This window comes from Pseudomonas sp. PvP100, from assembly GCF_017833055.1.
In the GTDB taxonomy this organism is placed as follows: Bacteria; Pseudomonadota; Gammaproteobacteria; order Pseudomonadales; family Pseudomonadaceae; genus Aquipseudomonas; species Aquipseudomonas syringae.
In genome coordinates, this window is the sequence record NZ_JAFIBO010000001.1 from 5,720,831 (window position 1) to 5,745,589 (window position 24,759).

Consider the following 24,759-nt stretch of genomic DNA (forward strand, 5'->3'; position numbering starts at 1 on the left):
GACGCAGAGCGTCCAGAACGGCATGCCAACGCGGAGCATTGGCACGATAGTGACAAGGCTCGGCTACAGATCAGCGTTCAGCCCAAAGCGTTTTCTCAGGGCCATATCCAGTAGCCTTTTGGGCAGCAACCACGCCATCAGCGGCAGTAGGCGTGAGCCGTTGCCCAGGCGCAGCAGGCGTGGCGGACGAGTGTGTTGCACGGCCTTGAGCAAGTCGCGAGCGAATTCGGTGACGGGGGTAGGGCTGTCCAGAGAGGCCCTGGCGCGTGCACGAATGCCTTCGCGAATCGGCCACCAGGGCGATTGTTCGCTGATCAGTTGCTCGGCTTCGTGGCTGGCATTCTTCGCGAAGCTCGACGCAATCGCGCCGGGCTGAACCTCCATCACCTGGACGCCGAACGGCGCCAGCTCCAGACGCAGCGCATCACTGAGCGCATGCACCGCCGCCTTCGACGCACAGTAAGCCCCCGCAAACGGCGTGACCAGCACACCGGATACGCTGCCGATGTTCACCACCAGCCCCTTGTTGCGGCGCAGTGCCGGAAACAGCGCCCGGGTCACCCCGATGACGGAAAACACATTGGTTTCGAACTGGCGCTGCAAGGCCTGCACACCGCCGTCGAGCAGGGGACCCATCGCGCCATAGCCAGCGTTGTTGATCAACACATCCAGGCCGCTGTGCTCCAGACCGGCGGCCAGTTGCTCCAGCGCCAGGCTGTCGTTGACGTCCAGTTGTACGGCGATGAAACCCGCTGCACTGAGTGCCGCGACATCGTCGGCCTTGCGCGCAGTGGCCCAGACCTCGTAGCCAGTGGCCTTGAACGCGTCGGCCAGAGCACGGCCGATTCCGCTGGAACAGCCTGTAATCAAAGCGATGGGCATGTGGAATCCTTGTGGTCAGTCCGAGAAACTGCCTTGTAGATGTTCTGCGCGAAATTCCAGGGTTTGCGGGCGGTAACCGTTGCGCAGTGCCGGCACCGGCACGCAATCCTGCCACGTGCCTTTGGCCTGAAGTTCACCGGGGCCGCGATAGCGTGCGGACGCATAGGTGTTGTCGGTCAGATTCACTGAATCACCGGGCGCATACGCCGCGATTCGCCAACGCAGTTCCTGCAGGGTCACCTGATTGGTGTTGGTGATGCTGACCTGCAACGGACGATCTGCCGGGCAGCCTTGCGGGTTGTAACTCAGGCGGATATCCAGATGCTCAAGCTGGCGCGTTTCCCGACTGTCCTGCCAGATGACGATGGCCGCCACCGCCCCGAGCGCGACCGCCGCAGCCAGCGAGACAGGCAAGGCCTTCGCCGGATAACGGAGCAGAAGGATCAGCCAGGTGAGGATTAACAGGATGCCGATCAACATGCGGGTCTCCAGCGAGGGCAATGCTGGACATCCTACAGAAACCGAAGAGGGATTGACCAATGACTGGCCTGAGACAGGTCAAATAAACTTCGATGGTCACTGAAGTCTTTTGTGACGCCAGACTGATATTACTGAACCAGGCTGTAAATGGCAGATTCCGGGGTATCGGGCCACGTGTCCATGCCCGTCACCTGCACCGAGCCGGTAATCCTGGCTTTTTGTGTCGGTTGAAAGATCATGGATGGGTCCGTGCCTGTATTCTCAAGCGTTATGATGGTCGGATCACCTGAGGTTATGGGCGATGAGCCTGTTAACAGCGGACGGTTGCTATTGTCTGCGTTGACCAGGTTGAGTATGACGAACGTGCAGCGTGGGTCTTTGAATGCGGGCAACTCCAGAACGATGCCTTTACTCAACGAGATTTCGTTTTTTGCTGACGCTCCTTTTACAACCGGGATCGGGAGGGTTGGTGCAGATGGCGTAGCCATATCTGATAACTCCTGTTTGAAGGCGTAGATTGGGCGTAAAGAGAAAGCCGATTACGTTCAAACATCCTAAAGATGCCGGGCAAAGGTATCTACTGACAGATATGACAGTGACCCTTGGCGGTGCATTTTCAGAAGGCGGTTACTTGAGGATTGCAACGCAGAGAGCAGCATGCCTTCCATGAATGGATAAGCATGAATGGATAGAGCGGAGCCATAAAAAAGCCCCCGGCAATAATGTGCGCATGACACTGCGCAAAGAATTACCGGGGGCTGTTTCACTTGCAGCCAAAAGCGTCTGTTAGCGAGCGATAGTCTGTGTTTTCACACCCGCTTCAAGCGCGTTCGAACGACCGTAGATGTCTTCGAAACGCTCGATGTCGTCTTCGCCCAGGTAGCTGCCCGATTGCACTTCGATGATTTCCAACGGGATCTTGCCTGGATTGCGCAGGCGATGGACCGAGGCGATCGGGATGTAGGTGGACTGGTTTTCAGTGAGCAGGAACACATTCTCGTCACAGGTGACCTGCGCAGTACCGGATACCACGATCCAGTGTTCGGCGCGGTGGTGGTGCATCTGCAGCGACAGGCAGGCACCCGGCTTGACGGATATACGCTTGACCTGGAAACGACCGCCCATGTCCACCGAATCGTAGGAGCCCCACGGACGGTACACTTCGAGGTGGTTCTGGGTCTCGGTGCGGCCCTGTTCGTTCAGGGTGGCGACCATCTGCTTGACGCCCTGGACCTTGTCCTTGTGGGCAATCATCATCGCGTCCTTGGTTTCAACGACCACGATGTTGTCCAGACCGATCACCGACACCAGTTTGCCGTTGCCGTGGATCATGCAGTTGCGGCTGTCCTGGATAACGACGTCGCCCTTGGTGACGTTGCCGTTGGCGTCCTTGGCGTTGACTTCCCACAGCGACGACCAGCAGCCGACATCGCTCCAGCCGGCCGACAGCGGTACAACGCAGGCACGCTGGGTTTTTTCCATTACCGCGTAGTCGATGGAATTGTCCGGGCAGCAGGCGAAGGTCGAGGAGTCGATTTCAAGGGCGTCGCCGTCCTGCACGCTGCGCTCGAGGGTCAGCAGGCAGGTGTCGTAGATGTCCGGATCGTGCTTTTTCAGTTCTTCCAGGAAGCGGCTGGCGCGGAACAGGAACATACCGCTGTTCCAGTAGTAACCACCGGCTTCGACGAATTCCTTGGCGCGTTTTTCGTCAGGCTTTTCGACGAACTGCGACACGCGGCTGACGCCTTCCGGCAGCAGGGCATCGGCGGTGGACTTGATGTAGCCGTAGCCGGTTTCCGGCTTGTTGGCCGGTACACCGAACAGCACCATTTCGCCGCGTTCTGCGGCGACGGTTGCCAGAGCCAGTGCGCGTTGCAGGGCTTTCTGGTCTTCGATGACGTGGTCGGCTGGCAGCACCAGCATCAGGCCGTCATTGCCTTCGTTGACCAGCTTCATGGCGGTCAGTGCAACGGCGGGTGCCGTGTTGCGGCCGAACGGTTCCATGAGGATCGCCTGGGTTTCCAGGTTCAGTGCCGCGAGTTGCTCATTGACGATGAAACGGTGGTCCTTGTTGCAGACCACGATAGGCTCCTGCATGCCTTCGAACACCAGACGCTCCAGGGTTTGCTGGAACAGGGTGTGCTCGCCGGTCAACGCCAGGAACTGTTTAGGGAATTGTTTACGCGAAAGCGGCCAGAGTCGTGAACCACTACCGCCTGACAAGATAACTGGAATCATTTTGTTTCTCCAAAAGCATTCAATTAGGGCCGTACGAGGTGTCTGTCGTTTCTGTCTTGTTCTTGTTCCGCGCTGGCCGGTTCAGTGCTGACGCCCTGAACCGACCGGCATAATCCGTTTAGCGGGTAGCGACCGGTGGCTTGACCCACACTGGCGAGAGGCTGCTGCCGCTGCCGGTGATGTAGAGCACAGCGGCTTCGCCACGCTCCAGTGCCACAGGTTTCACATCGGTGACTTTCTTGTCGCCGTCGTACAGCGCCAGGCTGACCTTGACCGGGTTGATTTCACGCTCGCCGGTGCCTTTTGCCGCTACAGCCTTGACCACGTCGGTCTTGCCATCAGCGGTTTTCAGGGTCAGGGACTTGTCGCTCAGGTTTTGCACACGAACCAGGGATTTCTGCTTGTTCTTGAACGGTGGCTCTTCGACCAGCTGTGGCTTGCCGCTGGCGTTGTTGACGATGGTGTAGTAGTGATCACCCGCCAGTTTCACCGGCAGGCTCTGGCTGCCCAACTTGGCGGTGTAGTCGCCCTGCGGCATGAAGCTGAACGCAGTGCTGCCCAGTGGCGCCACTTCGTTAAGGTTGGTGTTGCCAACGGTGGCGCTGATTTCGGCGTTGCTGGCGTTGTAGACACGCACGAAGGTCGAGCCTTTCGGTGCGGTCGGGCCGTACAGGGCGGAGTCACCGGCGAAAGCTTGCAGGGACATCAGGCCCAGACCTGCGGCCATTGCGCAGGTTTTGAACAGGCGTTTTGCGGCCGAACGGTTGGCAGTAGTGTTAAAAGTCATGAGTCAGTCCTCTCAGTTTTGCGCCCGGTTGGGCGACTCGGATTGTTTGGCGTTGAGCGCCACGTTTTCTTGGGTATCACGCGATTTCTTCAGCTCGGCGATCCACTTCGGATCGAACTCGCCAAGGTCGTTGTGTGCCGGCAGGTAGCGCTCCGGGAATTCCCAGATCACCACTTGCGGCGGGGTGTTCTTGAAGGCATCGGTCTGCAGGTACTTGAGCATCGGCAGGATCGGGCCATGGCCGTCTTCGGCGTAGTTGACGACATCGCTGCGCAGCGCTTCTTTCAAGGCGCCGACGAAGTTCCAGTTAGGGTTGGCGCTGTAGCTGGTGCCCACCAGACCCACCGGGATGTCGCTGTCTGCGAACAGCGCGTCACCGCCTGCCGCTTCGCCTGCTACCGGATCAGTGCTGCGTTTCTGCAACTCGTCCGGCTTGGGCAGCATGTTGCTGAACAGCGGGTCGAGCGGCAGGAATGTAGTCAGGTCACCTTTGTAGGCTTCGGTTCCCTTGGCTTGTGTGACGAACGGCTCAGGTTCGCCTTCCAGTGGCGTTTTCTGGGCAATCGCGGCGCTCAGTTGCTGCGCGGCGACTTCGGCACCCATTGGCGTCCAGTGAGTATCGGTGCGCAGGAAAACCTGGCCCTGTTGCTTGGCAGCTTGCAGCGGCGCCAGCAGGTCCGGGGCAAAGATCCCGGCCTTGGCGACCTGAGCGTGGAACTGCTGATACAGGTCGGTGTGCAGGCTGGCAGGCTTGCTGTCACCGATGTGCTCCGGGTACAGACGGGTCTTCGCCGGAACGATCGCCAGGACCAGTTTGGTGCCCTGTTTTTCCAGTGCGTCACGCACACCCTGAATGATCGCCAGGTTGTCGGCTTCGTTCTGCTCGCCGTTGGCAACCGCATCGAACTCTTCGTCGGTATACAACCACTGGTCCTTGCCGAGCACGACGCCCGGACGACCTTCGTTGAACAGTTTGAAGTCCAGCGCCGCCCAGAGGTTGGTGCCCAGACGCTTGATGGGGAACTCATCGTCATAATGAGTTTCCGCCGCCTTGGTCCATTTGCCATTGAGCACAGTGGTCTCGGCCGACGTCGAGAAGGTGCTGAAACTGCGCAGCGACCAGATCCCGAGGGCCAGCAGAATGCCCAGAAAGATAGCGATGTAGAGGATTCGTAATGAACGGGTCATGTCAGTCTCCTCAGAACTGGAAGTAAAGGAACGGCGAGAAGCTTTGCGCCGAAAGTTTGAGAATCGAAGCCACGAACAGCAGCAGGATCAGTGCGCGCATGGCGTAACGTGGCCAGTCGGCTTCCCAATAGGCCGGTTGCACCTGAGCTTCGCTGCCCACGGTGTAGCCAGGCATGTGCAGGCTGCCGGGTGCATCGCCAGGAACGGCCTTGATGGTGCCCGGTTGTGCGGTTGCAGGACCGTCAGCCTTGGTGCTCTTGCCGGTGTCTTTTTCGCGGTTCTGGTAGAAGTCGCGCAGACCGAAGAACGCCAGTGTCAGATAAGCCACCACCAGCGTTGCGACTTGCAGACCGGTCAGGCTGGCGCGGTTGAGCTCGGACAATTGCCATTCGCCGAAGCTGAACATGGCGCCGTACATACGACCGGCAACGTGCAGGTTCTCAGCGCGAAAGATGACCCAGCCGATGATCACCAGCAGGAAGGTCAGTGCCCAGCGGATCGGGTTGAAACTGTAGGGTTTGGTATTGATACCGACCGCTTTTTCGATCGCCAGCCACATGCCGTGCCAGGCACCCCAGATGATGTAGGTGACGTTGGCTCCGTGCCACAGACCGCCAAGCAGCATGGTCAGGAACAGGTTGCGGTAGGTTGCGACTTTGCCGCCTCGGTTGCCGCCCAACGTGATGTACAGGTAGTCACGCAGCCAGGTGGACAGGCTGATGTGCCAGCGACGCCAGAACTCGGTGATCGACTGGCTGATATAGGGCTGTTTGAAGTTTTCCATGAAGCGGAAACCCATCATCAGACCCAGACCGATGGCCATGTCGCTGTAACCGGAGAAGTCGAAGTACAGCTGCGCGGTGTAGGCCAGCGCACCCAGCCAGGCATCGCCGGTGGTCGGGTTCTGCAGAGCGAAGCAGTGGTCGGCGACCACGGCCAGGGTGTCGGCGATGAACACTTTCTTGATGAAGCCCTGCATGAAGCGCGTGGCACCTTCAGAGAACTTGTCCAGCGTGTGGGTACGGTTATTGAACTGGTCGGCCAGATCGCGGAAACGCAGCACGGGGCCGGCGATCAAGTGCGGGAAGATCGCGACGAATGCAGCGAAGTCGATCAGGTTGCGCGTGGCCGGGGTGTCGCCGCGGTAAACGTCGATGATGTAGCTGATGGACTCGAAGACATAGAACGAGATACCGATCGGCAACAGCACGTGAGTCAGGATGAACGGTTCCAGACCCATCGAGGTCATGGCTGCGTTGATGCTGTCCACGCCGAAGTTGGCGTATTTGAAGTAGCCCAGAATACACAGGTCCACGATCACGCCAAGCAGCAGCCACTTCTGTGCCGGCTTGGTCCGCACACCTGCTGCGCCTACCTTGAGACCGATCCAGTAGTTCCAGACGGTCACGCCGACGAACAGCGCCAGGAAGTCCACTCGCCACCAGGCGTAGAAGACATAGCTGGCAATCAGCAGCAGCAGATTGCGATAGCGTTGCCCGCTCAGATAGTACAAGCCGAGGAAGATCGGCATGAACAGGAACAGGAACACGTTGGATGAGAAAACCATCCTTATCTCTCCGTTTGTCCAACATTCAAGGGCTCACAGCCCCCCCAAACCCCCCCGCAAAAAGGGAGGGGCAAATCACTTCACAGCTTGTTCGCGAAGCTGGCCAGGCGAGATCCGGTTTTATGGATGCATCGCCTGGACATAGGTCTTCGCGGACAAGTCCGCTCCTACAACCAAAGGCGTATCACTCGCTGACGTTGTCGCCCTTGTCGCCTTTTTCGTGCGACGGGTCGAAGACCTTGGTCAGGTCACCGCCCAGGCGGAACGTCTTGAACGGCTGCTTTTCGTGTTTCTCTTCCAGCACATCCGGGCTGCAGGTGTAGAGCGAGCAGTACGGTTCGAGCCAGGCGAATTTCGGATCTTTCTTCAGGTCCGTCATGTCCTGTTTCTCGCCGTTGTGGTCAGCGAATATCGAAGGGTCTTTGACGCCGGCCAGAACCCGGTCACCCAGACGCTTCAGGGCACCATTATTTTCCGGACGCAGGTCCACGCCGTTGGCCTGGGCGAAGCTGGCAATCATCGCGAGCGGTGGCAATGCGTAGTTGTGATACGACAGTGCCCGCTGACGACGCTTCATCTCGTTGGGCAGGAAACCGTCCTTGTCCACTTGATTGGCAGCGACCTTGTATTCCTTCACGGCCCAGTCGAACAGGTCCTGACGATTGGTGGCGACAGCGGTTGCCATCACTGACCAGGCAGCCCAGTACGAGTGGTTGTTGATTTTTTCCAGCGGCAGATTGCTCCAGTCGCTGACCACCTGATCGGCCAGCTTGCTGAACCAGGTCTCGATGATCTTTGCGTCCTGCTGACGGTTGGCCAGCGGATGCGACTCGGAGAACTTCAGGCGCAGGTAGGCGGAGGACATGCTGCCCAGTGCCCATTTGCGCATGGATTTGCCGGTGTGGTTGAACTCGCGCGACTCCAGCGCATCGGCCTTGGCCCAGGTGGTCATCATGTTCAGCGCGCAATCGAGTTGTTCCGGACGACCGTCGCGCATGTACTGCATCACGACTTTGCTGACGCCACGCTCAAGGGTGGTGATGTCCTTGGTCGCATCGCGGAACGCTTCTTCGGATACCGCGTTGAGCGTTGCGCGCGCCTTGTCCGAACCCTCGTACTTGCTGCGGAACACCAGCTTGTCGGTGTAGGGCTTTGGAATGGCTTCACAGCTGAAGTTGTGATCGCCAGTCTTCATTTTTTCGATCGGGGCGTCATAGCCCTTGGGTGGAACCAGTGCGGCGGACGCACCCGTGGCCCAGGCCATCGATGACAGGATTGCCATCGACAGCAGGGTAGGGCGTATCAGTTTAGGAGTCTGCATAAGTCACCTCATAGTCCGGCTTGAGCGGTGTGTGTCGCAGCGCTCGGGAACACGTTGCGTTTGCATACTTTGGCTTCGACTTTTTGTGGTGCCGTGCCTGCTTCCGGTCCCTGGATTTCCAGTGCCAGCAGTTGCTGGTTGGCCCAATCCTCATCCTCGCGCAATTCGAAGGCGAAGCGTCCATCGGTGTCTGACGTTTCCGGTTTCTCGATTTTCAGATCCTCGTGGCGACCGTTCATGTACCAGAGTCTGGCCTGAAGGACTTTCACCGAGGTGTCGTCAAACTTGATGTCGATCTGATTGCTGCCGTTGCGGATGTCCTTGATGCCATTCTTGCCGTTGACCAACACTTCGTTGGTGCCCGGCTTGAGGGTGGTGCTGGCGCTCATGACGGCAGGCTTGCCTTCACAGCCGTTGTCCAGCAGCGACATCATCTGGCGATAGATGGTCTCCTGATCCAGGCGATACAGCGGCGAGAATTCCCAGATGAGAATCTTCGGCGGACGCTTCTGGAAGTCTTCACTGCCCAGGTACTGCAGCATCGAACCTTCCAGGCCACCACCAGGGAACGCTACGTTCAACACGTCGGCACCCATGTACTCCTGCAGGAAGCCAGCGAAGTTGTAGTTCTTGCCGCTGTGGCTGGTACCGACCAGGGTGATTTCCGGGTTACCGGAATCGCCGAACAGGTCGCCGTCGCCCGCCTCACCCTTGGGCTCGGTGGTGAACTGGTCCATGTACTGGATCGCGTAGCTGGTGCCGCACAATTGACCCGCCATATTGTGCAAAGTGCCCGTCTTGCCCATGCGTCCGGAAATATGGCTTTCGAACTCACGCTTGGGGATATCGCTGTAGCCCGGAACTTTCTTCACGGTTTCGGCAACGATTTTCGCCGTACGCTGCGCCCCATACGGCGTCCAGTGCTGGTCACCGCGGAAGTAGAAGTCGTGCGCCTGCTGCTCGTTGGTCAACGGCGACAAGTCAGGGACCCAATAGCCCATCTTGCTAAAGCGGCCGAGCATGGCCTGATAGTTTTTCAGCGCCTTGTCGTAGTCGAACTTGTCACGTTCGGCGGGGAACAGCTTGTTGCGATCCACCAGACCACGGGTCGGCTGATACACCACGACCAGCTCGACGCCTTTGCTCTTGAACGCATCGTGCAGTTCTTTCATGCGGCGATAGCCGGCAGGCGTGGTGTCGAACTCGGTGCGCAGGTCTTCCTGAGTCCGGAACAGCCAGTCGCCCTGGGCCTGGACCAGCGTGGTGAAGTTCTGCTGATAGCGCGTGGTGTAGTTTTTCGCGTCATGCGCGGCCGGGCACAGCGAGCAGCAGGGCTCGGCCTTGAACGTCGGTGCTTGCGAGTCGTCTGCCCGAGCGACACCCGCGGCGGCCATCAAGGCGGCGGTGAGGCTGGACAGGCTCAACAGCTTGATCAGATGTGCGTGCATAACAATACCCTTCCTCATTCCCGCAGCTCGGTCTGGCTTTCGACGGGGTCGATCAATACGGCTTTCTTCTGGCGTACCAGCAGGTCGAGGATTTCGTCCTGGCGCTCACCGAGGACGCCGTTGAGGCTGATACCGACTTCTTTGGTAGGCATCAGCATCGAGACGCGATACAGCTCGACACTCAGTGGCGAGTCGATGGACAGCGGGCCGGAGCCATTGCTGGACAGTTCGCCGCCGACCATGATCAGCGAGACCTGAGCGTCGAACGGATCGAGCTCGATGTCGCGGTCGGTGTCGCTCAGGTCCTTGATGTGGCCGTAGACGCCCATCAGGCCGTTGCCCATGGCGACGTTCTCGTACAGCTTGATGTTCACACTGTTACGTACGCGGATACCGTGGCGGCGGTTGGCGATCACGCGATTGCCCCACAGCAGGTTGTTGCCGCTTTCGTACAGGGTGATGCCGTCGGTGTGGTTCTGGTAAATCTCGTTGTAGGCGACGATGTTGCCGACGCTGTTACGGTCCAGAACCACGCCGGACAATTTGTTGTTGTGGCTCTTGTTGCGGAAGATGAAGCTGTTGTCCACTTCCCGGGAAATGATGATCCCGTGCTTCTTTTTGGTCCCGTAAACGTCGTTTTCGGCGATGATCAGACCGTGCGAGCGGTCGTGCGGGTCAATGCCGTAAATGATGTTGTCGCGGTAGGTGTTGCCCTTGACCACGAAGTCGCGGGTTTCATAGCAGTAGAAGCCGTACCACATGTCCGAGAACTCTGAATCGATGATCCAGCCCGTCGGTTCGGGACGCTTGAGCACCTTCGCGGTGTTGGGCGTGTACTGGGAAATACTGATGCCGTAGGACTTGCTCTGGTCGTAACCCAGGCTCGCCATTTTGGTATTGGCGATCCAGGTTTCCGAGCCACCCCAAGTCAGCAGGAAAGGGCGAAACTCGTCAGGCTTGCGATAGGTCGCCAGGCTGTTGCGGGTTTCACTCCAGCCATTGACCTGAGTGTGAGTGATCAGCATCTTGCCTTCACTGACGATGAACGAGCCCTTTTCCTGAGACAGACGCAATTCCTTGGTCTTGCTGTCGATCTCGAAGGTCCCGGTTTCCTTGATCAGGATCGGCAAGCGCGCCACGTAGACACCTGGCGAGACCTCGTTGAGGAACTGCTTGGGCACCTTCTTGGCCAGGTCCTGCAGGTTCACGTAGCCGTCGGAAATCATGATCGCTTGCGGGATACCGCGCTGACGGTTCACCCATTCGGCCATCTTGTTGTCACCGCCGATGAATTCCTTCAGGCCGGTTTCTTCCATCATCCGCGAAACAGTGACCTTGCCCGGCTTGTTGCGCACGATCTTTTTCAAGGCGGCTTCGGCGGTGTAGCCCTTGAGGTCGGGCAACACCGGCTTGGCCATTTCCAGCGGCGCGGTCGGCGGGCTGGTGATGGTGTAGGTCTTGGCCTGATGCAATTCCTTGACCAGCGCCTTCTGTGCGTCGGGTACGACAGGCGCGTTGGCCAGCGCCACACCGCTGGCCATCAGCAGGGCGCTGGTCAGCAGTGCGCTTTCGAGCAGGGCGTGCGGCCAGTGCCGGCTACGCCCGTTGCTTGTATGACTGTTCATCTCTGGCACTCCTTTGGCGGTTCGCATCAGAAGCGCCAGATGACGTCGACAACAGCGCGGTGCATGTAGCTGTCCACGTTGCTCTGATACGCGTCGCCTGGCTTGAAGACACCTGCGCGCAGGCGCACCAGTGCCGAAGGTTCATCGAACGACTGGCTCAACGAGGCGGGCAGCAGGCCTTGCTTGAAGTACTTGGTCACGACCAGGTCCATTTCCTGACCCAGGTCCTTGCTGCCGTCTTCCAGTGGCAGCGAGCTGAAGGTACCGTCCTGATTGTCGTTCACCGCATTGATGCCCGAGCCACCGATACCGGTGTTGCCGTCCACGCGACGGAACTTGTGGTAGATCAGCGACGCGTCGTATTCCTCGTTCATCTGCCAGGAGGCGAACAGCGAGCCGGTTTCCACGTTGGCCATTTCGCCCTGGAAGGCTTCACCGAAGCGATGGATGCGCGAACGCGTGCCGGTCCAGTTGGAGCGGTTACTTTCCAGACCGTTCTGGACGTAGTCTTTGCTGGCGCGCGAGTAGGCGGCGCCGACTTGCCATTGCGGGTCCAGACGCAGACGCAGGCCCAGGTCGGTGGCCCAGCCGTTCATGTCACGGCTGTTCTTTTCGCCGGCGATGAACTGGTCGTTGGGGGCGGAGGTCACGCCGATTTCGTCGCGCGTTCCGTTCAGCCAGGTCAGGCTGCCCCAGTAGTTGAGCTGATTGGTGTTGCTGCGATAGTTGTAGGCATCGCTGTCAGCCTGCAGGCCGACCCAAGTCAGATCGCCATTGGAAGTCTTGTCCAGATCATCCAGCACCTGGCCCTGGGACTTGAGCTTACCGTCGTCAGCACTGTGGTGAGCGCGGATGCCGGCCCAGTTGCCCGGTGTCCACTGATAGCTGACCGAGCCGAACAGGTGCTTGCGATCTTCGTCGTCAGGTGCCAGTTCGGTCAGGTCGGTGCGGTACTCGCTGAAACGCTGGGCAGCACCCAGTTCAGCGCGCAACAGTGTGGTATCGAATGACCAGTTGATGGCCTCGATGTTGGTGTCATGCCATTGACCGTCGTCGTTGCGCAGACGCTGACGACCGATTTTCAGGATCTCGCCAGGGTAGGGCGTGAAACCGCTGTAGCCGATCCAGAATTCACGCAGTGCCGCGTAGGTCTTGTCGGTTTCGCGCTCGCTGGCGGTGCCGCGCGAGGTCTGCGTGCCGCTGCCGTCGCTGTTGCTCTGCTCCAGCGGGTCGGTCTGAATGATGTCGGTGGCGGTGACCACCTGGCCCATCGCGTAACCGCTCCAGTCGCCGCGTTCGCCATAGACCCAGGGACGCAGGTCCAGGCCCACACCGTTGACGTCGCCGCCCGAACGGGTGCCCAGATCGCGATCATCCTCGGCCTGCGCCGTGGCTTTGATTTCGATACCGAAATTTTGCGGTTGTTCGGTCAGCGCTGCCAGCGTCGGGCAGGCCCACAACAGGGTGAAGCCAAGGCCCATGCCGGCGGCCATCAGGGGATTCAACTTCATAATGCTTCCTCACCGTCTTTTTCTTCTTGCAGGGCCTGCAATGCCATCGCGTTCTGAGTGGCGTTAGCGCCCCGGACTTTTTGCTCGCGTGCCAACAGGTCTTTGGCGGTGGCGAGCTTTTCAGGCGGCAGTTGTGTGTTGAGGGCCTCGGCAAGCTCGGTCGCTTGCGGGGTCTGACTGGCCAGCGCCAGTTGCGCGAACACCCAGGCGTTGACCGGGTCGGGCATAGTGCCCTTGCCCTGCGAGAACAGTTGCGCAAGGGCGAAGTCGGCGCTGTTCTGGCCACCACGGGCTGCAGTCAGCAGCTCGTCTACGGCTTTTTGCGAGTAGACCTGGCCCAGGTAGCCGCGGCGGTAGATCTGACCCAGGTAGTAATGGGCAGAGATTTCCGTTGCGGTGGCTTTCTTCAGGTGCTCCTCGGCCTTGACGGCATCGGGCGTGACCCATTTGCCTTCGTAGTACAGGCGGCCAAGCAGCAGTTCGGCGCGAGGCTGGTCCGCCGCGCGGCCGTTGTTCAGGTATTCCATCATCTTGTTGACGTCGCCCAGTTCGGGGAAGTCGTAAAGCAGTTTGGCCAGCGTGACCCACGAGACCGGGTAGCCCGGCGCAACGCTTTCCAGCAATTGCTGAGCGGTCTTTTCGTCCGGCGTACCGATGGTGGAGTCACCCAGTACGCGCGCGACGCTGTCCACTCGTTGTGCATTGACGCGGCCAGCAGCGTATTCGCTCTTGAGCTTTTCGATCAAGGCCGTGCGTTGCTCGGCCTGGCCGCGTGTCTGGTAGACAGTGGCCAGTTCGACGTAGCAGATATCGGTGGCCGACAGCGCCTGTTTGCAGATGCTCTCGACTTCATCGAGGTGTTGAGCATAAGTGCCTTGGGTGCGATACAGCAGCACTTGAGCCAGACCTGCTTCCGGATAACCGGCGGCGCGCCACTCACTGATCTTCTGCTGCGCATTCACTTCAGGGAAGGTGTGCGGGTATTGCAGATAAAGCATCGCCAGCGGGATCAGCGTGCCGGATTCGCCATTGGCGAAGGCCTTTTTCAGCAGGCCTTCGGCTTCGCGGTGTTCGGCTTCGGTAGCGTCGGGCTTGGCAGCCAGCAGACGGCCCAGACGCGACTGCGCCCGGGGGGAGGTCTGCGCGGCAGCGCGGTAGGTCGCTTCGGCCTGCTTGAGCTGAGCCGGGTCGCGAGTCGCGACCTGAATATCAGCCAGGCCGACTTGTGCGTCGCTATAGCCCAGGTCCGCCAGCTGCCGATAGTTCTGCTCCGCCAATGCCGTGTCGCCGTTTTTCAGGGCTTCATTGGCAAGGCGTTGATCAGGCAGGCCGGCACAGCCGCTCAGGCCGAGCGCGACGGCGAGGCTCAATAGCGTGGGGGTCGACAGGCGTCGTAGTGGGCTGTTCATGGTTACAGACCCGCAGCCATGGCTTTATCGATCAGCCAGTTCACGGACGGGCCGCGATCGCTGACCACTTCGACAGGGCGACCGGCAAGCGAGCTGCTCAGGCTTTCGTCAGGCTTGATCTGCACGCGGATGTCGGTGGACAGGTCGGCGTCGCTCAGGTTGGTGCTGCTGACGATCTGACCGGTACGCAGTTTGTCTTCGCCAGCGATCTGGAAGCTGACACGTGTGCCTGGCTTGACGTCGTTGAACTGGCGATAAGTGAAGCGTGCTTCAACGGTAGCCGGCGCGTTGCGTGGCACCAGTTGGAAGATCACCTGACCTTTGGACGCGAACTGACCGTCGGCAACCAGCTGGCGAGCCACGACGCAATCGCACGGGCTGGTCATGGTGCCGCTCATCTGCTTGCCGTACAGCTCTTCGATCTTGGCTGGCTGCAGGTCTTCACCGGTCAGGCTGCCCTTGAGCATTTCCAGCATGCTGGTGTTGAAGGACGCCAGTGGTGCGCCTTTGGCGGCTTCGCCGTTCTGGGCGACCAGGCTTTGCACGGTACCCTCACGTGGCATGGTCACATCCATGCTTGGAATGGTGACCAGACCAGCCGATGCATGGCTGACGAAGTACAGGCCGTAGATCGTCTTGAAGATAAAACCGAAGGCGGCCAGACCGACAATGAACACGCCCAGGCTGAAGGTCACAGCGCGCAGGCGACCCATGGCGCTCATGCCGCTGTCCTTGCCCTTGACCTTGCGTGCCTTGGTGAAGTTGTCGCGCTGCAGCGTGGCCAGCACTTCGCCCAGGGTCACGACTTCGCCGGACAGGTGCGAGGTGATCAGGTGGCGCAGGGTCGCAATGTCCTGCGGTTCCAGGTTCTGGAACTGGCAACCGATGCGGTTGCTGGCGTTGTCGATCGAGCGCACTTGCAGGTCGACGTCCATGGCCAGGCCAAGGTTGTCGATGATGAATTGCAGGCGTCCCTTGACGATCTGACCTTCGCTGAATTTCTGCCCGGACGGAGCAACGAAGCTCAGGCCGCCGGCCGACAGGTCTTCGACACGTACCAGTGGCGCGTTAGGCTGATCATTCAGCAGGCGCAGCTTGGCAGGGATCTTGATCCGGGCGTGTTGGCGCTGGGCTTCGGATTCATGTACGACGTTCGCATTCACGGCTGTATTCATGGCTATTTTTCCTACTTAAGCAATTAATCCGTTGGCCCGGTCAAACCATCGTCAACAGCACAGCGACGAAGATGGTGCCAGCCGAGAAGGTCATGGTTCGGGACGACCACGTGTTGAACCAGCCCTGAAAGCTGGCCATGTCGCGGCTTAGTTTGGTGTCCTGGCGAGTCCAGGACTGGCGGTCCAGGCGGAAGAAGACATAGATCTTCATCAGCGCGCCGACGATCTGGTTGTAATAGAGAATGATCGGGTAGGCAGGCCCGATCCTGTGTCCCGACAGGGACAGCAGCAGGGTGAGGATCAGACGGGTCATGCCGATCCACAGCAGATACATCAACAGGAACGCGCCGCCATACTTGAAGCTGGCGATCAGTGCGACGGTCAGACCGAGAATGGAGGTCCACATCGACACACGCTGGTCGAACAGCACGATGCTGGTGAAGATCCCCAGGCGACGTACGCCCAGACCCAGTGCACGCGAGTTCTGACGCAGGTTGTTGCCGTACCAGCGATACATCAGCTTGCGGCTGGCTTTCAGGAAGCTCTTCTCGGGCGGGTGTTCCACGGTATTGATCGCTGCGTCCGGCACGTAGAACGTGTCGTAACCCAGGCGCATCAGGCTGAACCAGCTGGACTTGTCGTCGCCGGTCAGGAAGCGGAAGGTGCCCAGACGCCAGTGATTGAGCGAGTCGCTTTCCACGTCGGCAATGAACTCGGGGTCGGTTACCACGGTTGCGCGGAACACCGACATGCGACCGGTCATGGTCAACACGCGTTTGGACAGGGCCATCGAGCACATGTTGATGTGACGCTGAGCGAAACGCAGCTTGTGCCACTCGCTCATGATGTAGCCGCCACGCACTTCACAGAACTCGTTGGTGGTCAGGCCGCCGACGTTGTCGAACAGCTGGAACCACGGCACGGTCTTGGCGACCACACCTTCGTTGAGCACCGTGTCGCCGTCGATCACCGCAACCACGGCGCGGCTGTCGGGCAAGTGACGCGAGATGGCACGGAAGCCATAGGCCAGACCATCGCGCTTGCCGGTGCCCGGAATGCGTACGAAGTCCAGCTTGACGCGCTCTGGCGGATTGAACTTGGCCCACATGCTCTTGACCAGAAGCTCATCGGACATTTCCACCAGCGAGCAGACGATCGTCGTCGGCAGGCCGCAGTCGATGGCTTCGCGGATAACCGAGTTGTAGACCTGTGCGGTGGTCAGCGCGTCGATACGGAAGCTGGTGACCATCAGAAACACATGGGACGGGTCTGCTGCACTGCCCAGCTTGCGAACCTTGCGGCGCAAGTGCGGGTAAACGATGTACAGGAAAATCATCCCGCGTACGAAGTGCGTGATCCCCATTGAGTAGCGCCAGATACCAACGGCGCCAATCAGGAATATAAAGTTCTTCGACTGCGAGTCGAAGATACTGGTAGGCAATGCCGCGGCAAGGCCCATGAGTAAACTTAAATAGAACAGCCAACCTGCGGCCTGTAACAGGCCGTGCTTGAGCCTCTGCATAATCGTATCCCTAAGTCAGTTGCGAGCCTCAAGCCCCAGGCTGCAAGCACATTGCTTGAGCCTGTGGCCTGGAGCCTGGCGCTTGTGGCTTGCGGCTGATTTACCAGCAGATACCTTCGGCACGACCGTCTTCGCTGGTGGCGTTGGCCATGAAGCCCACCAGATCGATGACGCGCTTGCCTTCAGGGGTCTTGTTGGCGAGGGCGCGGAAACGCTCGTCGCGGTTGCCGAGGATGATGACGTCGGAGTCATTGATGACCTGGTCGAAGTCCGAGTTCAGCAGCGAGGAAACGTGCGGAATCTTGGATTCGATGTAGTCCTTGTTGGCACCGTGAACGCGTGCATATTCAACGTTGCTGTCGAAGATGCTCAGGTCGAAACCCTTGCCGATCAGCATTTCGGCCAGCTCTACCAGCGGGCTTTCACGCAGATCGTCAGTGCCGGCCTTGAAGCTCAGACCCAGCAGTGCAACCTTGCGGGTGTCGTAGCTGGCAACCATGTCGAAAGCGTTCTGCACTTGCGAGGTGTTACTGCGCATCAGCGAGTTGAGCAGGGGCGCTTCAACGTCCAGGCTGCTGGCGCGGTAAGTCAGGGCGCGAACGTCTTTCGGCAGGCAGGAGCCGCCGAATGCGAAGCCAGGGCGCATGTAGTACTGGGACAGGTTCAGCGCCTTGTCCTGGCAGACCACGTCCATCACTTCACGGCCATCGACGCCGACGGCCTTGGCAATGTTGCCGATTTCGTTGGCAAAAGTAACCTTGGTGGCGTGCCACACGTTGCAGGTGTACTTGATCATCTCGGCGACGGCGATGTCCTTGCGGATGATCGGTGCATCGAGCTCTTCGTACAGCGATTGCAGAACGTCGCCCGACGCTGTGTCGAACTCGCCGATGACGGTCATTGGCGGCAGGTCGTAGTCCTTGATCGCAGTACTTTCGCGCAGGAACTCAGGGTTGACGGCGACACCGAAGTCAACACCGGCTTTCTTGCCGGAGCAGTCTTCCAGAATCGGGATAACGACGTTGGCAACAGTGCCCGGCAGGACGGTACTGCGAACCACGATAGTGTGGCGGGTGGCTTTGTCACGCAGGACATAACCAATTTCGCGGCACACCGATTCAATGTAATCCAGTTCCAGATCGCCGTTCTTCTTGCTCGGCGTACCGACGCAGATCATCGACAGATCGGTGGCGCGAATGGCTTCGGCGAAGTCGGTAGTGCCGCGCAGTTTTCCGGTACTGATACCTTTCTGCAACAGCTCTTCCAGACCCGGTTCAACGATAGGTGATTTGCCGTTGTTGATCAGGTCGATCTTGGTGCTGGAAATATCCACACCCACTACTTCGTGACCGCGGGCAGACAGGCAACCGGCACAGACTGCACCGACATAACCCAAACCAAATATGCTGATACGCATCGTATTCTCCTCGATTTTTCACGCCATAGATTGGCTGGATATTAATTTTGGCCAGCAGATGTCACGCGCTATCCCTTACGGCTAACAACGCCGTAGAACTAACGCAGGCATATTTAATGAGTGAGTGCCCAAAACAAGTAAGGCGAACTCAAATGACACTATGTGCAAGCGGCAAGTAACCTGTCCTTTAGGTCAGGGCCCTGCTCTCCTTGGATGCAGTAAACCACTCCTTGTTCGACGATTGACGGCGGACCTCGGTAAGCCTGCCGCTGGCGCTAGCCAGGGCCGTCCTGTTCGAATCCTGCGCGTCGCACCGGGCTGGCGCTTCGCCTGTCTACAACATCAACTAGTGATGTGAGTTTATTTCTGGTACCTGACGCCAGGGTCATGTGGGCCTGGCTTCCTTGTCGGTAACTTCCCGTTCTTCAAGGCGACCTGTAAGTGATCTCTTACAGGCCAGCCCAGAATTGTTACGGGATGTAGGAGCGCACCAATTCCCATTTAGTTCCTGGCCACTCGTCCTGATTTGCAGATTTTGATGTATCCGGTTTGTCACGGGGACAATATCGAGGTGATGGCTTTTTTCTTAAAAGCCTCGAATTATAAGGGGTTTGGCGGGGTTGTAATTAAAGTGCCACTACTGCAAAAAGCTGAAACGCCACTACTTAAAAAAGTGGATTTTTTTTTTAGAAAAAAACGCACGTGAGTCAACCGTCTGAAAGTTGACGTTTGGCTGGCGTCATGAAGTTGTCATTCGTTGTTGGATCGTAGGACAGGTCGTGTAACAGCGCGCCGTTACACGACGGTTACAGCAGCTAGTCTTCGGCGACGTTGCGCAAAAACACTAACTTGTCGGGGGTCGACTGTTCGCGGTTGTAACGGTAGCTCTGTACATCGAACGCTTGTAATGCCTGGGGATCGTTGATGCGCTCTTCTATAACGAAGCGGCTCATCATGCCGCGGGCCTTTTTTGCATAGAAGCTGATGATCTTGTACTGGCCGTTCTTGAAGTCCTTGAACTCGGTGTCGATGATCCGCGCCTTGAGCGACGAACGTTTGACGGCAGAGAAGTATTCGGTCGAGGCAAGGTTGAGCAGCAGGTCGTCGCCCTGATCTGCCAACGCTTCATTGAGCCATTCGCTGATCCGCGTGCCCCAGAAGGCGTAGAGGTCCTTGCCGCGAGCGTTGGCCAGCCGGGTGCCCATTTCCAGGCGGTAGGGTTGCATCAGGTCCAGTGGGCGCAGCAGGCCGTAAAGACCTGACAGCATGCGCAAGTGGCCCTGTGCGTAGTCAAGCTGCGCTTCGCTCAGCGTTTCCGCTTCCAGGCCCGTGTAAACATCACCCTTGAAGGCCAGCAGTGCCTGCTTGGCGTTGTCGAGGGTGAACTCCGGGTTCCAACTGCCAAAACGTGCCGCGTTCAATCCGGCCAACTTGTCGGACAGGTGCATCAGTTCGCTGATCTGCGCCGGCGTCAGTTCACGCAACTGGTCGATCAGCTCCTGGGAATGCTCCAGGTACTGCGGCTGAGTGAAGCGGCCGGTCGTAGGCGGTGTCTCGAAATCGAGGGTTTTTGCCGGGGAAATCACCATCAGCATGAAGTCGTCTCCTTTTATCGTCCGGGGATTCTAGGGGCTGATAGCCTGCGACTCCAGCTATGGTGGCGATAGAGGTCGCTTCGCTGGTAATGGTCGTAGCGCCTGCGGCTTTGTATGCGCGCCAACATAAGAAGCCTGGCGCATATCAGCTATAGTGGCGCGCTGGTCATGACGTTAATGGTTGATCGAGAGGGCATCGGGTTTGCGTATCGTTTTAGCAGTGTGTGCAGGTCTGTTCTGGCTTCAGGCGCAGGCGGCAGCGCCGGTCATTGCCACCATTGACCGCAGCGTCTGGCCTGAGCGTCTCGAGACGCCGGGGTTGTTCGACGTCGCGTCGCGTGCGGAGATCCTCGCCTTTGCCCACGAGCTGTACCTGAGCGAAAAGCTCGACGAAGAGGGCCTCAAGCAGCGCCTCGGCCTGCGCTTCGTCAATGTGCCGTCGTTGAATGTGGTTCGTCATCGGCTGTGGCTGCGCTTGCTGGAGAACTACCAGAACGCGCAAAAGAGCTGCGAGCAGGACGCCAATTTCTGTGTGCTGGTCGAGGACATGGACCAGTTGCGACAGCGCGCCGAGGAATATCAGGTATCGAACGATTCGTTCTATGCCAACTGGGCCAGACCCGGCGCCGCATTCCACCAGCGTTATCTGAACGAGCTGCTGTTCATGGCGGCCCTGTTTCCGCAGACCAGCAGCGAGATCGAGCGCTACAACTCCGATGAGATGAGCGGCGACGAGATGCCGGATCGCACGTTCATGCTCAACTTCGAAAGTGGCCCGAGCCCTGCCGACGGTGGCACCGACTGGCTGGCCGACTTCATGCGCCAGCAAAAAATGACTGCCACCTTCTTCGTGCTGGGCAAGAGTCTTCAGGAGCGTCTCGACAGCACGTCGGTTGCAGGTGTGCAGGCGCTGTATCGCCAGCAGTGTGTGGGCATTCAGGGCTGGGAGTACCGCTCGCACAGCCAGTGGCTGGACTGGCAGGACTCGGTACGACGCAGCGCGGCACTGGTTCAGCAGGTGTTGCCGGACAACTTCGTGCCGCTGTTTCGCCCACCTTATGGCCATCGACGTGCCGACAGCGGCGACTTCTTCCGCGCCGAGCATTTGCGCGTGTCGTTGTGGAATATCGACGCTGAAGACGACACCGGGCGGCTTTCGGCGGAGCAGGTGGGCGACCGTGTACTGACCCTCATGCTGCTCTGGCGCAAAGGAACGGTGGTATTTCACGACGTGGCCAACAAGGCACAGTCGGCGCTGCCATTGCTGCTGGCCAATACCGCGCAAAGCGAGTTGATCTGGGACGATTGCCGAAATATCTCTGAAGCGCCCGAGGAACAAGGGCTGCAGAGCAGTGACGAGGCTGCGCCGGAAGGGGAATGAAGGCAGATTCGGCGTGGGCGGACTTCCGACTTTAAACGTGACGGGTACGTCCGCCAAGCCCTATTCGTCAGGCTGTGAAATAAACTTCAAAAAACTGTCAAAGAGCTTTTTTCTGTCATCCCTTTTGCTGTATTACGAATACAGACCGCCGAAACCTGCAACACAGGTGGCGTCTTCCAAGACCCACCTTGAGCGACATTTCTGCCCTGCCTGAAGGGGAGAATCCGGCGGCCTTTTCGTGGCGCAGTACTGTCGTGGTTCTGCGTCGCCCGGCTTCTACAAAGGTGAGCGAGTATGGATGACCACGGACGCACCCCTTCCACCAACCAGCCAATCCTTTACGTGCTCGATACCAACGTATTGATTCATGATCCAAACGCACTGCTGAACTTCGAAGAACACCACGTCGCCATCCCCATGACGGTTCTGGAGGAACTGGACAAACTCAAGGCCGGTAAACATTCGGTTGCTGCCGAATGCCGCCAGGCCATCCGCCTGATCGACAAGACCCTGGGCGAAGCTTCGCCGGAGGAAGTCGAGAAGGGCGTGCCCATCGACCGTGGAACAGGCGTCTTCAAGGGCTACCTGTCGATTTTGATGAGCAAGCGCGAGGAACCCAACAGCCTGCTGCCCGAGCACCTGAACGACAACATCATCATCAACCAATTGATTGACCTGCATGCGCGCAACAAGGACTTGAGCGTCGTGCTGGTGACCAAAGACATCAACATGCGCCTCAAGGCGCGCGCCTGCGGCATTGCTGCCGAGGATTACAGCACCGACCAGCTGGTCGACGACGTTTCACTGCTGTCGCGTGGCTACCATGACATGACCGGTTCGTTCTGGGACCGCGTCAGCAAGGTCGACACCCGTCAGGAGCGCGGCCGTACCTGGCACCGCGTGCAGCTCACTGAAATGCTGCCGGCGGTTCATATCAACGAGTTCATTGTCGATGAGCAGGGTTTCGTCGGCTGGATCAAGGGCGTCAAGAACGACGAACTGCTGATTCTGGACATGCATCAGGAGCCTTTGCTGCATCAGGAGGCCTGGGGGCTGAAGCCGCGCGATATCTATCAGGGGCTGGCGCTGTTTGCGTTGCTCGACCCGGATATTCATCTGGTCAACCTGTCGGGTGCCGCAGGCTCGGGTAAAACCATTCTGGCCCTGGCCGCTGCCATCGAGCAGACCATGGTCACCAAGCGCTATCGGCGCATCATCGCTACCCGCAGCGTTCAGGGTCTGGATCAGGAAATCGGTTTCCTGCCCGGTACCGAGGCGGAGAAGATGGAGCCGTGGCTCGGCGCGATCACCGATAACCTCGAAGCGTTGCACATGGATGACGAAAACACCCATGGCAGTGTCGATTACATCCTCAGCAAGGTGCCGTTGCAGTTCAAATCCCTCAACTACATTCGAGGTCGCAGCTTCCAGCAAAGCCTGATCCTGATCGATGAATGCCAGAACCTGACCCCGCACCAGATGAAAACCATCATCACCCGTGCCGGCGCCGGTTCCAAAGTGGTCTGCCTGGGCAACCTGGCGCAGATCGACACCCCTTACCTGTCAGCCACCAGTTCCGGGCTGACCTACCTGACGGAGCGCTTCAAGGACTTCCCGAACGGCGTGCACATCACCCTGCAAGGCGTGCCGCGCTCGATACTGGCCGAATACGCGGAGAGTCATCTTTAGCTGAAAAGCAGCTGTAAGCTTCAAGTGGGGGACTTCGGTGTACGAGAGCCCTCGCTTGCAGCTTTTGATTGTCGCGCCCATGCGCCAAGCTTATCGTCACACACAAGTTCGCTTCTGGCCGAAAGGCGTAGGAGCGAACTTGTTCGCGAAGGCTATATTGTGGGCGATAAATCATTTGTGCATGTACAGCCCTCTTCGCGAACAAGTTCGCTCCTACGCCCTCCGGGCAGAAGCCAGGATTTTCGTACGCTTTAAAACCTGTGTAAAACGCCGGGCACTTTCAGCTTGTAGCTTGCAGCTTGCAACTGCCACACTTCTTGCTTCTGCCAAGGAGTAACGTTGTGCTCACTCATCTCGATTCCCAGGGTCGCGCCAATATGGTTGATGTCACGGATAAAGCCGTGACGTCCCGTGAGGCGGTGGCCGAAGCCTTCGTGCGCATGCTGCCGACGACGCTGCAAATGATCGTCAGCGGTGGTCACCCCAAGGGTGACGTGTTTGCCGTCGCGCGTATCGCCGGTATTCAGGCGGCGAAGAAAACCAGCGATCTGATCCCGCTTTGCCATCCGTTGATGCTCACCAGCATCAAGGTTCACCTCGCCGCCGAGGGCGATGATGCCGTGCGCATCACCGCGAGCTGCAAGCTGGCCGGGCAGACCGGTGTGGAAATGGAAGCCCTGACGGCCGCCAGCGTTGCTGCGCTGACCATTTACGATATGTGCAAGGCGGTAGACCGCGGCATGGTCATCGAGTCGGTTCGGCTGCTGGAAAAATTGGGCGGCAAGAGCGGCCACTTCATTGCCGATCAGGCACAGGTTTCCTCATGAAGGTTCAGGTTCAGTATTTCGCTCGTTACCGTGAACTCCTGGGCCTCGACAACGAGTCTGTCGAAGGCGAGTTCGCCACGCTGGACGCGTTGCGCCAGATGCTGCTGCAGCGCGGTGAGGCCTGGCAGGTGCTTGCCGAGCAGAACCTGATGTGCGCTCGCAACCAAGAGCTGTGCAAGCCGAGCGAGCCTTTGTCCGATGGTGATGAAGTCGCGTTTTTTCCGCCCGTGACCGGAGGTTGATAATGAGCGTTCGCGTCCAGGCGGCAGCCTTCGACCCAGGCACTGAAGTCAACGCGTTGCATGCTGCCAACCTGGGCATCGGCGCGGTGGTCAGTTTTGTCGGCTATGTTCGGGATTTCAATGAGGGGCGTGAAGTGTCCGGCATGTTTCTGGAGCATTATCCGGGGATGACCGAGAAGGCACTGGCAAAAATCATTGCCGAGGCCGAACAGCGCTGGCCGTTGCTGCGCGTTGATGTGCTGCATCGGGTAGGGGCGCTGGAGCCTGGCGAGCCGATCGTGTTCGTCGGCGTTGCCAGCGCGCACCGTCAGGCAGCGTTCGAAGCCTGTGACTTCGTCATGGATTACCTCAAGACCCGCGCGCCGTTCTGGAAGCGTGAAAACACGTCAGAAGGTACGCACTGGGTCGAAGGTCGTCACAGCGATCACCAAGCGGCTGATCGCTGGAAGTAAGCA

21 protein-coding genes are annotated in these 24,759 nt (G+C 58.8%); 5 read left to right on the forward strand and 16 right to left on the reverse strand.

Annotation, left to right across the window (positions count from 1 at the left end; genetic code table 11):
- Nucleotides 1-63: 63 nt before the first annotated feature.
- From JOE39_RS24840 to yaaA, 16 genes are all read right to left on the reverse strand, one after another.
- Nucleotides 64-882, reverse strand: coding sequence for an SDR family oxidoreductase (locus JOE39_RS24840; RefSeq protein WP_004402818.1), 819 nt, complete (start codon nucleotides 880-882; stop codon nucleotides 64-66).
- A gap of 15 nt (nucleotides 883-897) precedes the next feature.
- On the reverse strand, nucleotides 898-1,362 hold the full coding sequence (locus JOE39_RS24845; protein ID WP_003415164.1) for a hypothetical protein: 465 nt from the start codon (nucleotides 1,360-1,362) through the stop codon (nucleotides 898-900).
- 128 nt (nucleotides 1,363-1,490) lie between these two features.
- Nucleotides 1,491-1,850, reverse strand: a complete 360-nt coding sequence (locus JOE39_RS24850; protein ID WP_004402824.1) for a hypothetical protein — start codon at nucleotides 1,848-1,850, stop codon at nucleotides 1,491-1,493.
- 298 nt (nucleotides 1,851-2,148) lie between these two features.
- Nucleotides 2,149-3,600, reverse strand: coding sequence for a mannose-1-phosphate guanylyltransferase/mannose-6-phosphate isomerase (locus JOE39_RS24855; RefSeq protein ID WP_003415201.1), 1,452 nt, complete (start codon nucleotides 3,598-3,600; stop codon nucleotides 2,149-2,151).
- Between the two features lie 118 nt (nucleotides 3,601-3,718).
- Nucleotides 3,719-4,387 carry an alginate O-acetyltransferase AlgF gene (locus tag JOE39_RS24860; RefSeq protein WP_003316943.1) on the reverse strand — a complete coding sequence of 223 codons (669 nt, stop codon included), beginning with the start codon at nucleotides 4,385-4,387 and terminating at the stop codon, nucleotides 3,719-3,721.
- Between the two features lie 12 nt (nucleotides 4,388-4,399).
- Nucleotides 4,400-5,575, reverse strand: a complete 1,176-nt coding sequence (locus tag JOE39_RS24865) for an alginate O-acetyltransferase (protein ID WP_004402830.1) — start codon at nucleotides 5,573-5,575, stop codon at nucleotides 4,400-4,402.
- A gap of 10 nt (nucleotides 5,576-5,585) precedes the next feature.
- Nucleotides 5,586-7,142 carry an MBOAT family protein gene (locus JOE39_RS24870; RefSeq protein WP_003316941.1) on the reverse strand — a complete coding sequence of 519 codons (1,557 nt, stop codon included), beginning with the start codon at nucleotides 7,140-7,142 and terminating at the stop codon, nucleotides 5,586-5,588.
- 184 nt (nucleotides 7,143-7,326) lie between these two features.
- Entirely contained in the window at nucleotides 7,327-8,463 is a 1,137-nt protein-coding gene (locus tag JOE39_RS24875; protein ID WP_004402835.1) for a mannuronate-specific alginate lyase, read from the reverse strand.
- A gap of 8 nt (nucleotides 8,464-8,471) precedes the next feature.
- Complete coding sequence (locus JOE39_RS24880; RefSeq protein WP_003408874.1) at nucleotides 8,472-9,911, reverse strand: alginate biosynthesis protein AlgX; 1,440 nt, start codon at nucleotides 9,909-9,911, stop codon at nucleotides 8,472-8,474.
- A gap of 14 nt (nucleotides 9,912-9,925) precedes the next feature.
- Nucleotides 9,926-11,536, reverse strand: a complete 1,611-nt coding sequence (algG, locus tag JOE39_RS24885; protein ID WP_024649717.1) for a mannuronan 5-epimerase AlgG — start codon at nucleotides 11,534-11,536, stop codon at nucleotides 9,926-9,928.
- Between the two features lie 26 nt (nucleotides 11,537-11,562).
- A complete protein-coding gene (locus tag JOE39_RS24890) occupies nucleotides 11,563-13,047 on the reverse strand; it encodes an alginate export family protein (protein ID WP_057445632.1) in 1,485 nt (494 codons plus the stop codon).
- A complete protein-coding gene (gene algK, locus JOE39_RS24895; RefSeq protein ID WP_004419028.1) occupies nucleotides 13,044-14,456 on the reverse strand; it encodes an alginate biosynthesis TPR repeat lipoprotein AlgK in 1,413 nt (470 codons plus the stop codon). The genes JOE39_RS24890 and algK overlap by 4 nt, the downstream gene beginning before the upstream one ends.
- A 2-nt stretch (nucleotides 14,457-14,458) precedes the next feature.
- Nucleotides 14,459-15,631 carry an alginate biosynthesis protein Alg44 gene (locus JOE39_RS24900; protein ID WP_003316934.1) on the reverse strand — a complete coding sequence of 391 codons (1,173 nt, stop codon included), beginning with the start codon at nucleotides 15,629-15,631 and terminating at the stop codon, nucleotides 14,459-14,461.
- Nucleotides 15,632-15,671: 40 nt separating this feature from the next.
- On the reverse strand, nucleotides 15,672-17,156 hold the full coding sequence (gene alg8 / locus JOE39_RS24905; protein ID WP_170846032.1) for a mannuronan synthase: 1,485 nt from the start codon (nucleotides 17,154-17,156) through the stop codon (nucleotides 15,672-15,674).
- A 97-nt stretch (nucleotides 17,157-17,253) separates the two neighbouring features.
- Nucleotides 17,254-18,570, reverse strand: coding sequence for a nucleotide sugar dehydrogenase (locus tag JOE39_RS24910; protein ID WP_003316933.1), 1,317 nt, complete (start codon nucleotides 18,568-18,570; stop codon nucleotides 17,254-17,256).
- Nucleotides 18,571-19,385: 815 nt separating this feature from the next.
- On the reverse strand, nucleotides 19,386-20,165 hold the full coding sequence (gene yaaA, locus JOE39_RS24915; protein WP_161421187.1) for a peroxide stress protein YaaA: 780 nt from the start codon (nucleotides 20,163-20,165) through the stop codon (nucleotides 19,386-19,388).
- 202 nt (nucleotides 20,166-20,367) lie between these two features.
- On the opposite strand from yaaA, the gene JOE39_RS24920 reads away from it, so the two are divergent.
- From JOE39_RS24920 to moaE, 5 genes are all read left to right on the forward strand, one after another.
- Complete coding sequence (locus JOE39_RS24920) at nucleotides 20,368-21,546, forward strand: polysaccharide deacetylase family protein (RefSeq protein WP_027903001.1); 1,179 nt, start codon at nucleotides 20,368-20,370, stop codon at nucleotides 21,544-21,546.
- Between the two features lie 294 nt (nucleotides 21,547-21,840).
- Nucleotides 21,841-23,235 carry a PhoH family protein gene (locus tag JOE39_RS24925; protein WP_003341739.1) on the forward strand — a complete coding sequence of 465 codons (1,395 nt, stop codon included), beginning with the start codon at nucleotides 21,841-21,843 and terminating at the stop codon, nucleotides 23,233-23,235.
- Nucleotides 23,236-23,576: 341 nt separating this feature from the next.
- Nucleotides 23,577-24,062 carry a cyclic pyranopterin monophosphate synthase MoaC gene (moaC, locus tag JOE39_RS24930; protein WP_003341741.1) on the forward strand — a complete coding sequence of 162 codons (486 nt, stop codon included), beginning with the start codon at nucleotides 23,577-23,579 and terminating at the stop codon, nucleotides 24,060-24,062.
- Nucleotides 24,059-24,304 carry a molybdopterin converting factor subunit 1 gene (moaD, locus tag JOE39_RS24935; RefSeq protein ID WP_004402852.1) on the forward strand — a complete coding sequence of 82 codons (246 nt, stop codon included), beginning with the start codon at nucleotides 24,059-24,061 and terminating at the stop codon, nucleotides 24,302-24,304. Before moaC ends, moaD begins: the two co-directional genes overlap by 4 nt.
- Nucleotides 24,305-24,306: 2 nt before the next feature.
- Complete coding sequence (gene moaE / locus JOE39_RS24940; protein WP_003341745.1) at nucleotides 24,307-24,756, forward strand: molybdopterin synthase catalytic subunit MoaE; 450 nt, start codon at nucleotides 24,307-24,309, stop codon at nucleotides 24,754-24,756.
- The last annotated feature ends 3 nt before the right edge of the window (nucleotides 24,757-24,759 follow it).

What these genes read in the sequence shown, in the direction of transcription:
- JOE39_RS24840 (WP_004402818.1), bottom strand. Translation starts at nt 882, where the DNA reads ATGCCCATCGCTTTGATTACAGGCTGTTCCAGCGGAATCGGCCGTGCT.
- JOE39_RS24845 (WP_003415164.1), bottom strand. Translation starts at nt 1,362, where the DNA reads ATGTTGATCGGCATCCTGTTAATCCTCACCTGGCTGATCCTTCTGCTC.
- JOE39_RS24850 (WP_004402824.1), bottom strand. Translation starts at nt 1,850, where the DNA reads ATGGCTACGCCATCTGCACCAACCCTCCCGATCCCGGTTGTAAAAGGA.
- JOE39_RS24855 (WP_003415201.1), bottom strand. Translation starts at nt 3,600, where the DNA reads ATGATTCCAGTTATCTTGTCAGGCGGTAGTGGTTCACGACTCTGGCCG.
- JOE39_RS24860 (WP_003316943.1), bottom strand. Translation starts at nt 4,387, where the DNA reads ATGACTTTTAACACTACTGCCAACCGTTCGGCCGCAAAACGCCTGTTC.
- JOE39_RS24865 (WP_004402830.1), bottom strand. Translation starts at nt 5,575, where the DNA reads ATGACCCGTTCATTACGAATCCTCTACATCGCTATCTTTCTGGGCATT.
- JOE39_RS24870 (WP_003316941.1), bottom strand. Translation starts at nt 7,142, where the DNA reads ATGGTTTTCTCATCCAACGTGTTCCTGTTCCTGTTCATGCCGATCTTC.
- JOE39_RS24875 (WP_004402835.1), bottom strand. Translation starts at nt 8,463, where the DNA reads ATGCAGACTCCTAAACTGATACGCCCTACCCTGCTGTCGATGGCAATC.
- JOE39_RS24880 (WP_003408874.1), bottom strand. Translation starts at nt 9,911, where the DNA reads ATGCACGCACATCTGATCAAGCTGTTGAGCCTGTCCAGCCTCACCGCC.
- algG (WP_024649717.1), bottom strand. Translation starts at nt 11,536, where the DNA reads ATGAACAGTCATACAAGCAACGGGCGTAGCCGGCACTGGCCGCACGCC.
- JOE39_RS24890 (WP_057445632.1), bottom strand. Translation starts at nt 13,047, where the DNA reads ATGAAGTTGAATCCCCTGATGGCCGCCGGCATGGGCCTTGGCTTCACC.
- algK (WP_004419028.1), bottom strand. Translation starts at nt 14,456, where the DNA reads ATGAACAGCCCACTACGACGCCTGTCGACCCCCACGCTATTGAGCCTC.
- JOE39_RS24900 (WP_003316934.1), bottom strand. Translation starts at nt 15,631, where the DNA reads ATGAATACAGCCGTGAATGCGAACGTCGTACATGAATCCGAAGCCCAG.
- JOE39_RS24910 (WP_003316933.1), bottom strand. Translation starts at nt 18,570, where the DNA reads ATGCGTATCAGCATATTTGGTTTGGGTTATGTCGGTGCAGTCTGTGCC.
- yaaA (WP_161421187.1), bottom strand. Translation starts at nt 20,165, where the DNA reads ATGCTGATGGTGATTTCCCCGGCAAAAACCCTCGATTTCGAGACACCG.
- JOE39_RS24925 (WP_003341739.1), top strand. Translation starts at nt 21,841, where the DNA reads ATGGATGACCACGGACGCACCCCTTCCACCAACCAGCCAATCCTTTAC.
- moaD (WP_004402852.1), top strand. Translation starts at nt 24,059, where the DNA reads ATGAAGGTTCAGGTTCAGTATTTCGCTCGTTACCGTGAACTCCTGGGC.
- moaE (WP_003341745.1), top strand. Translation starts at nt 24,307, where the DNA reads ATGAGCGTTCGCGTCCAGGCGGCAGCCTTCGACCCAGGCACTGAAGTC.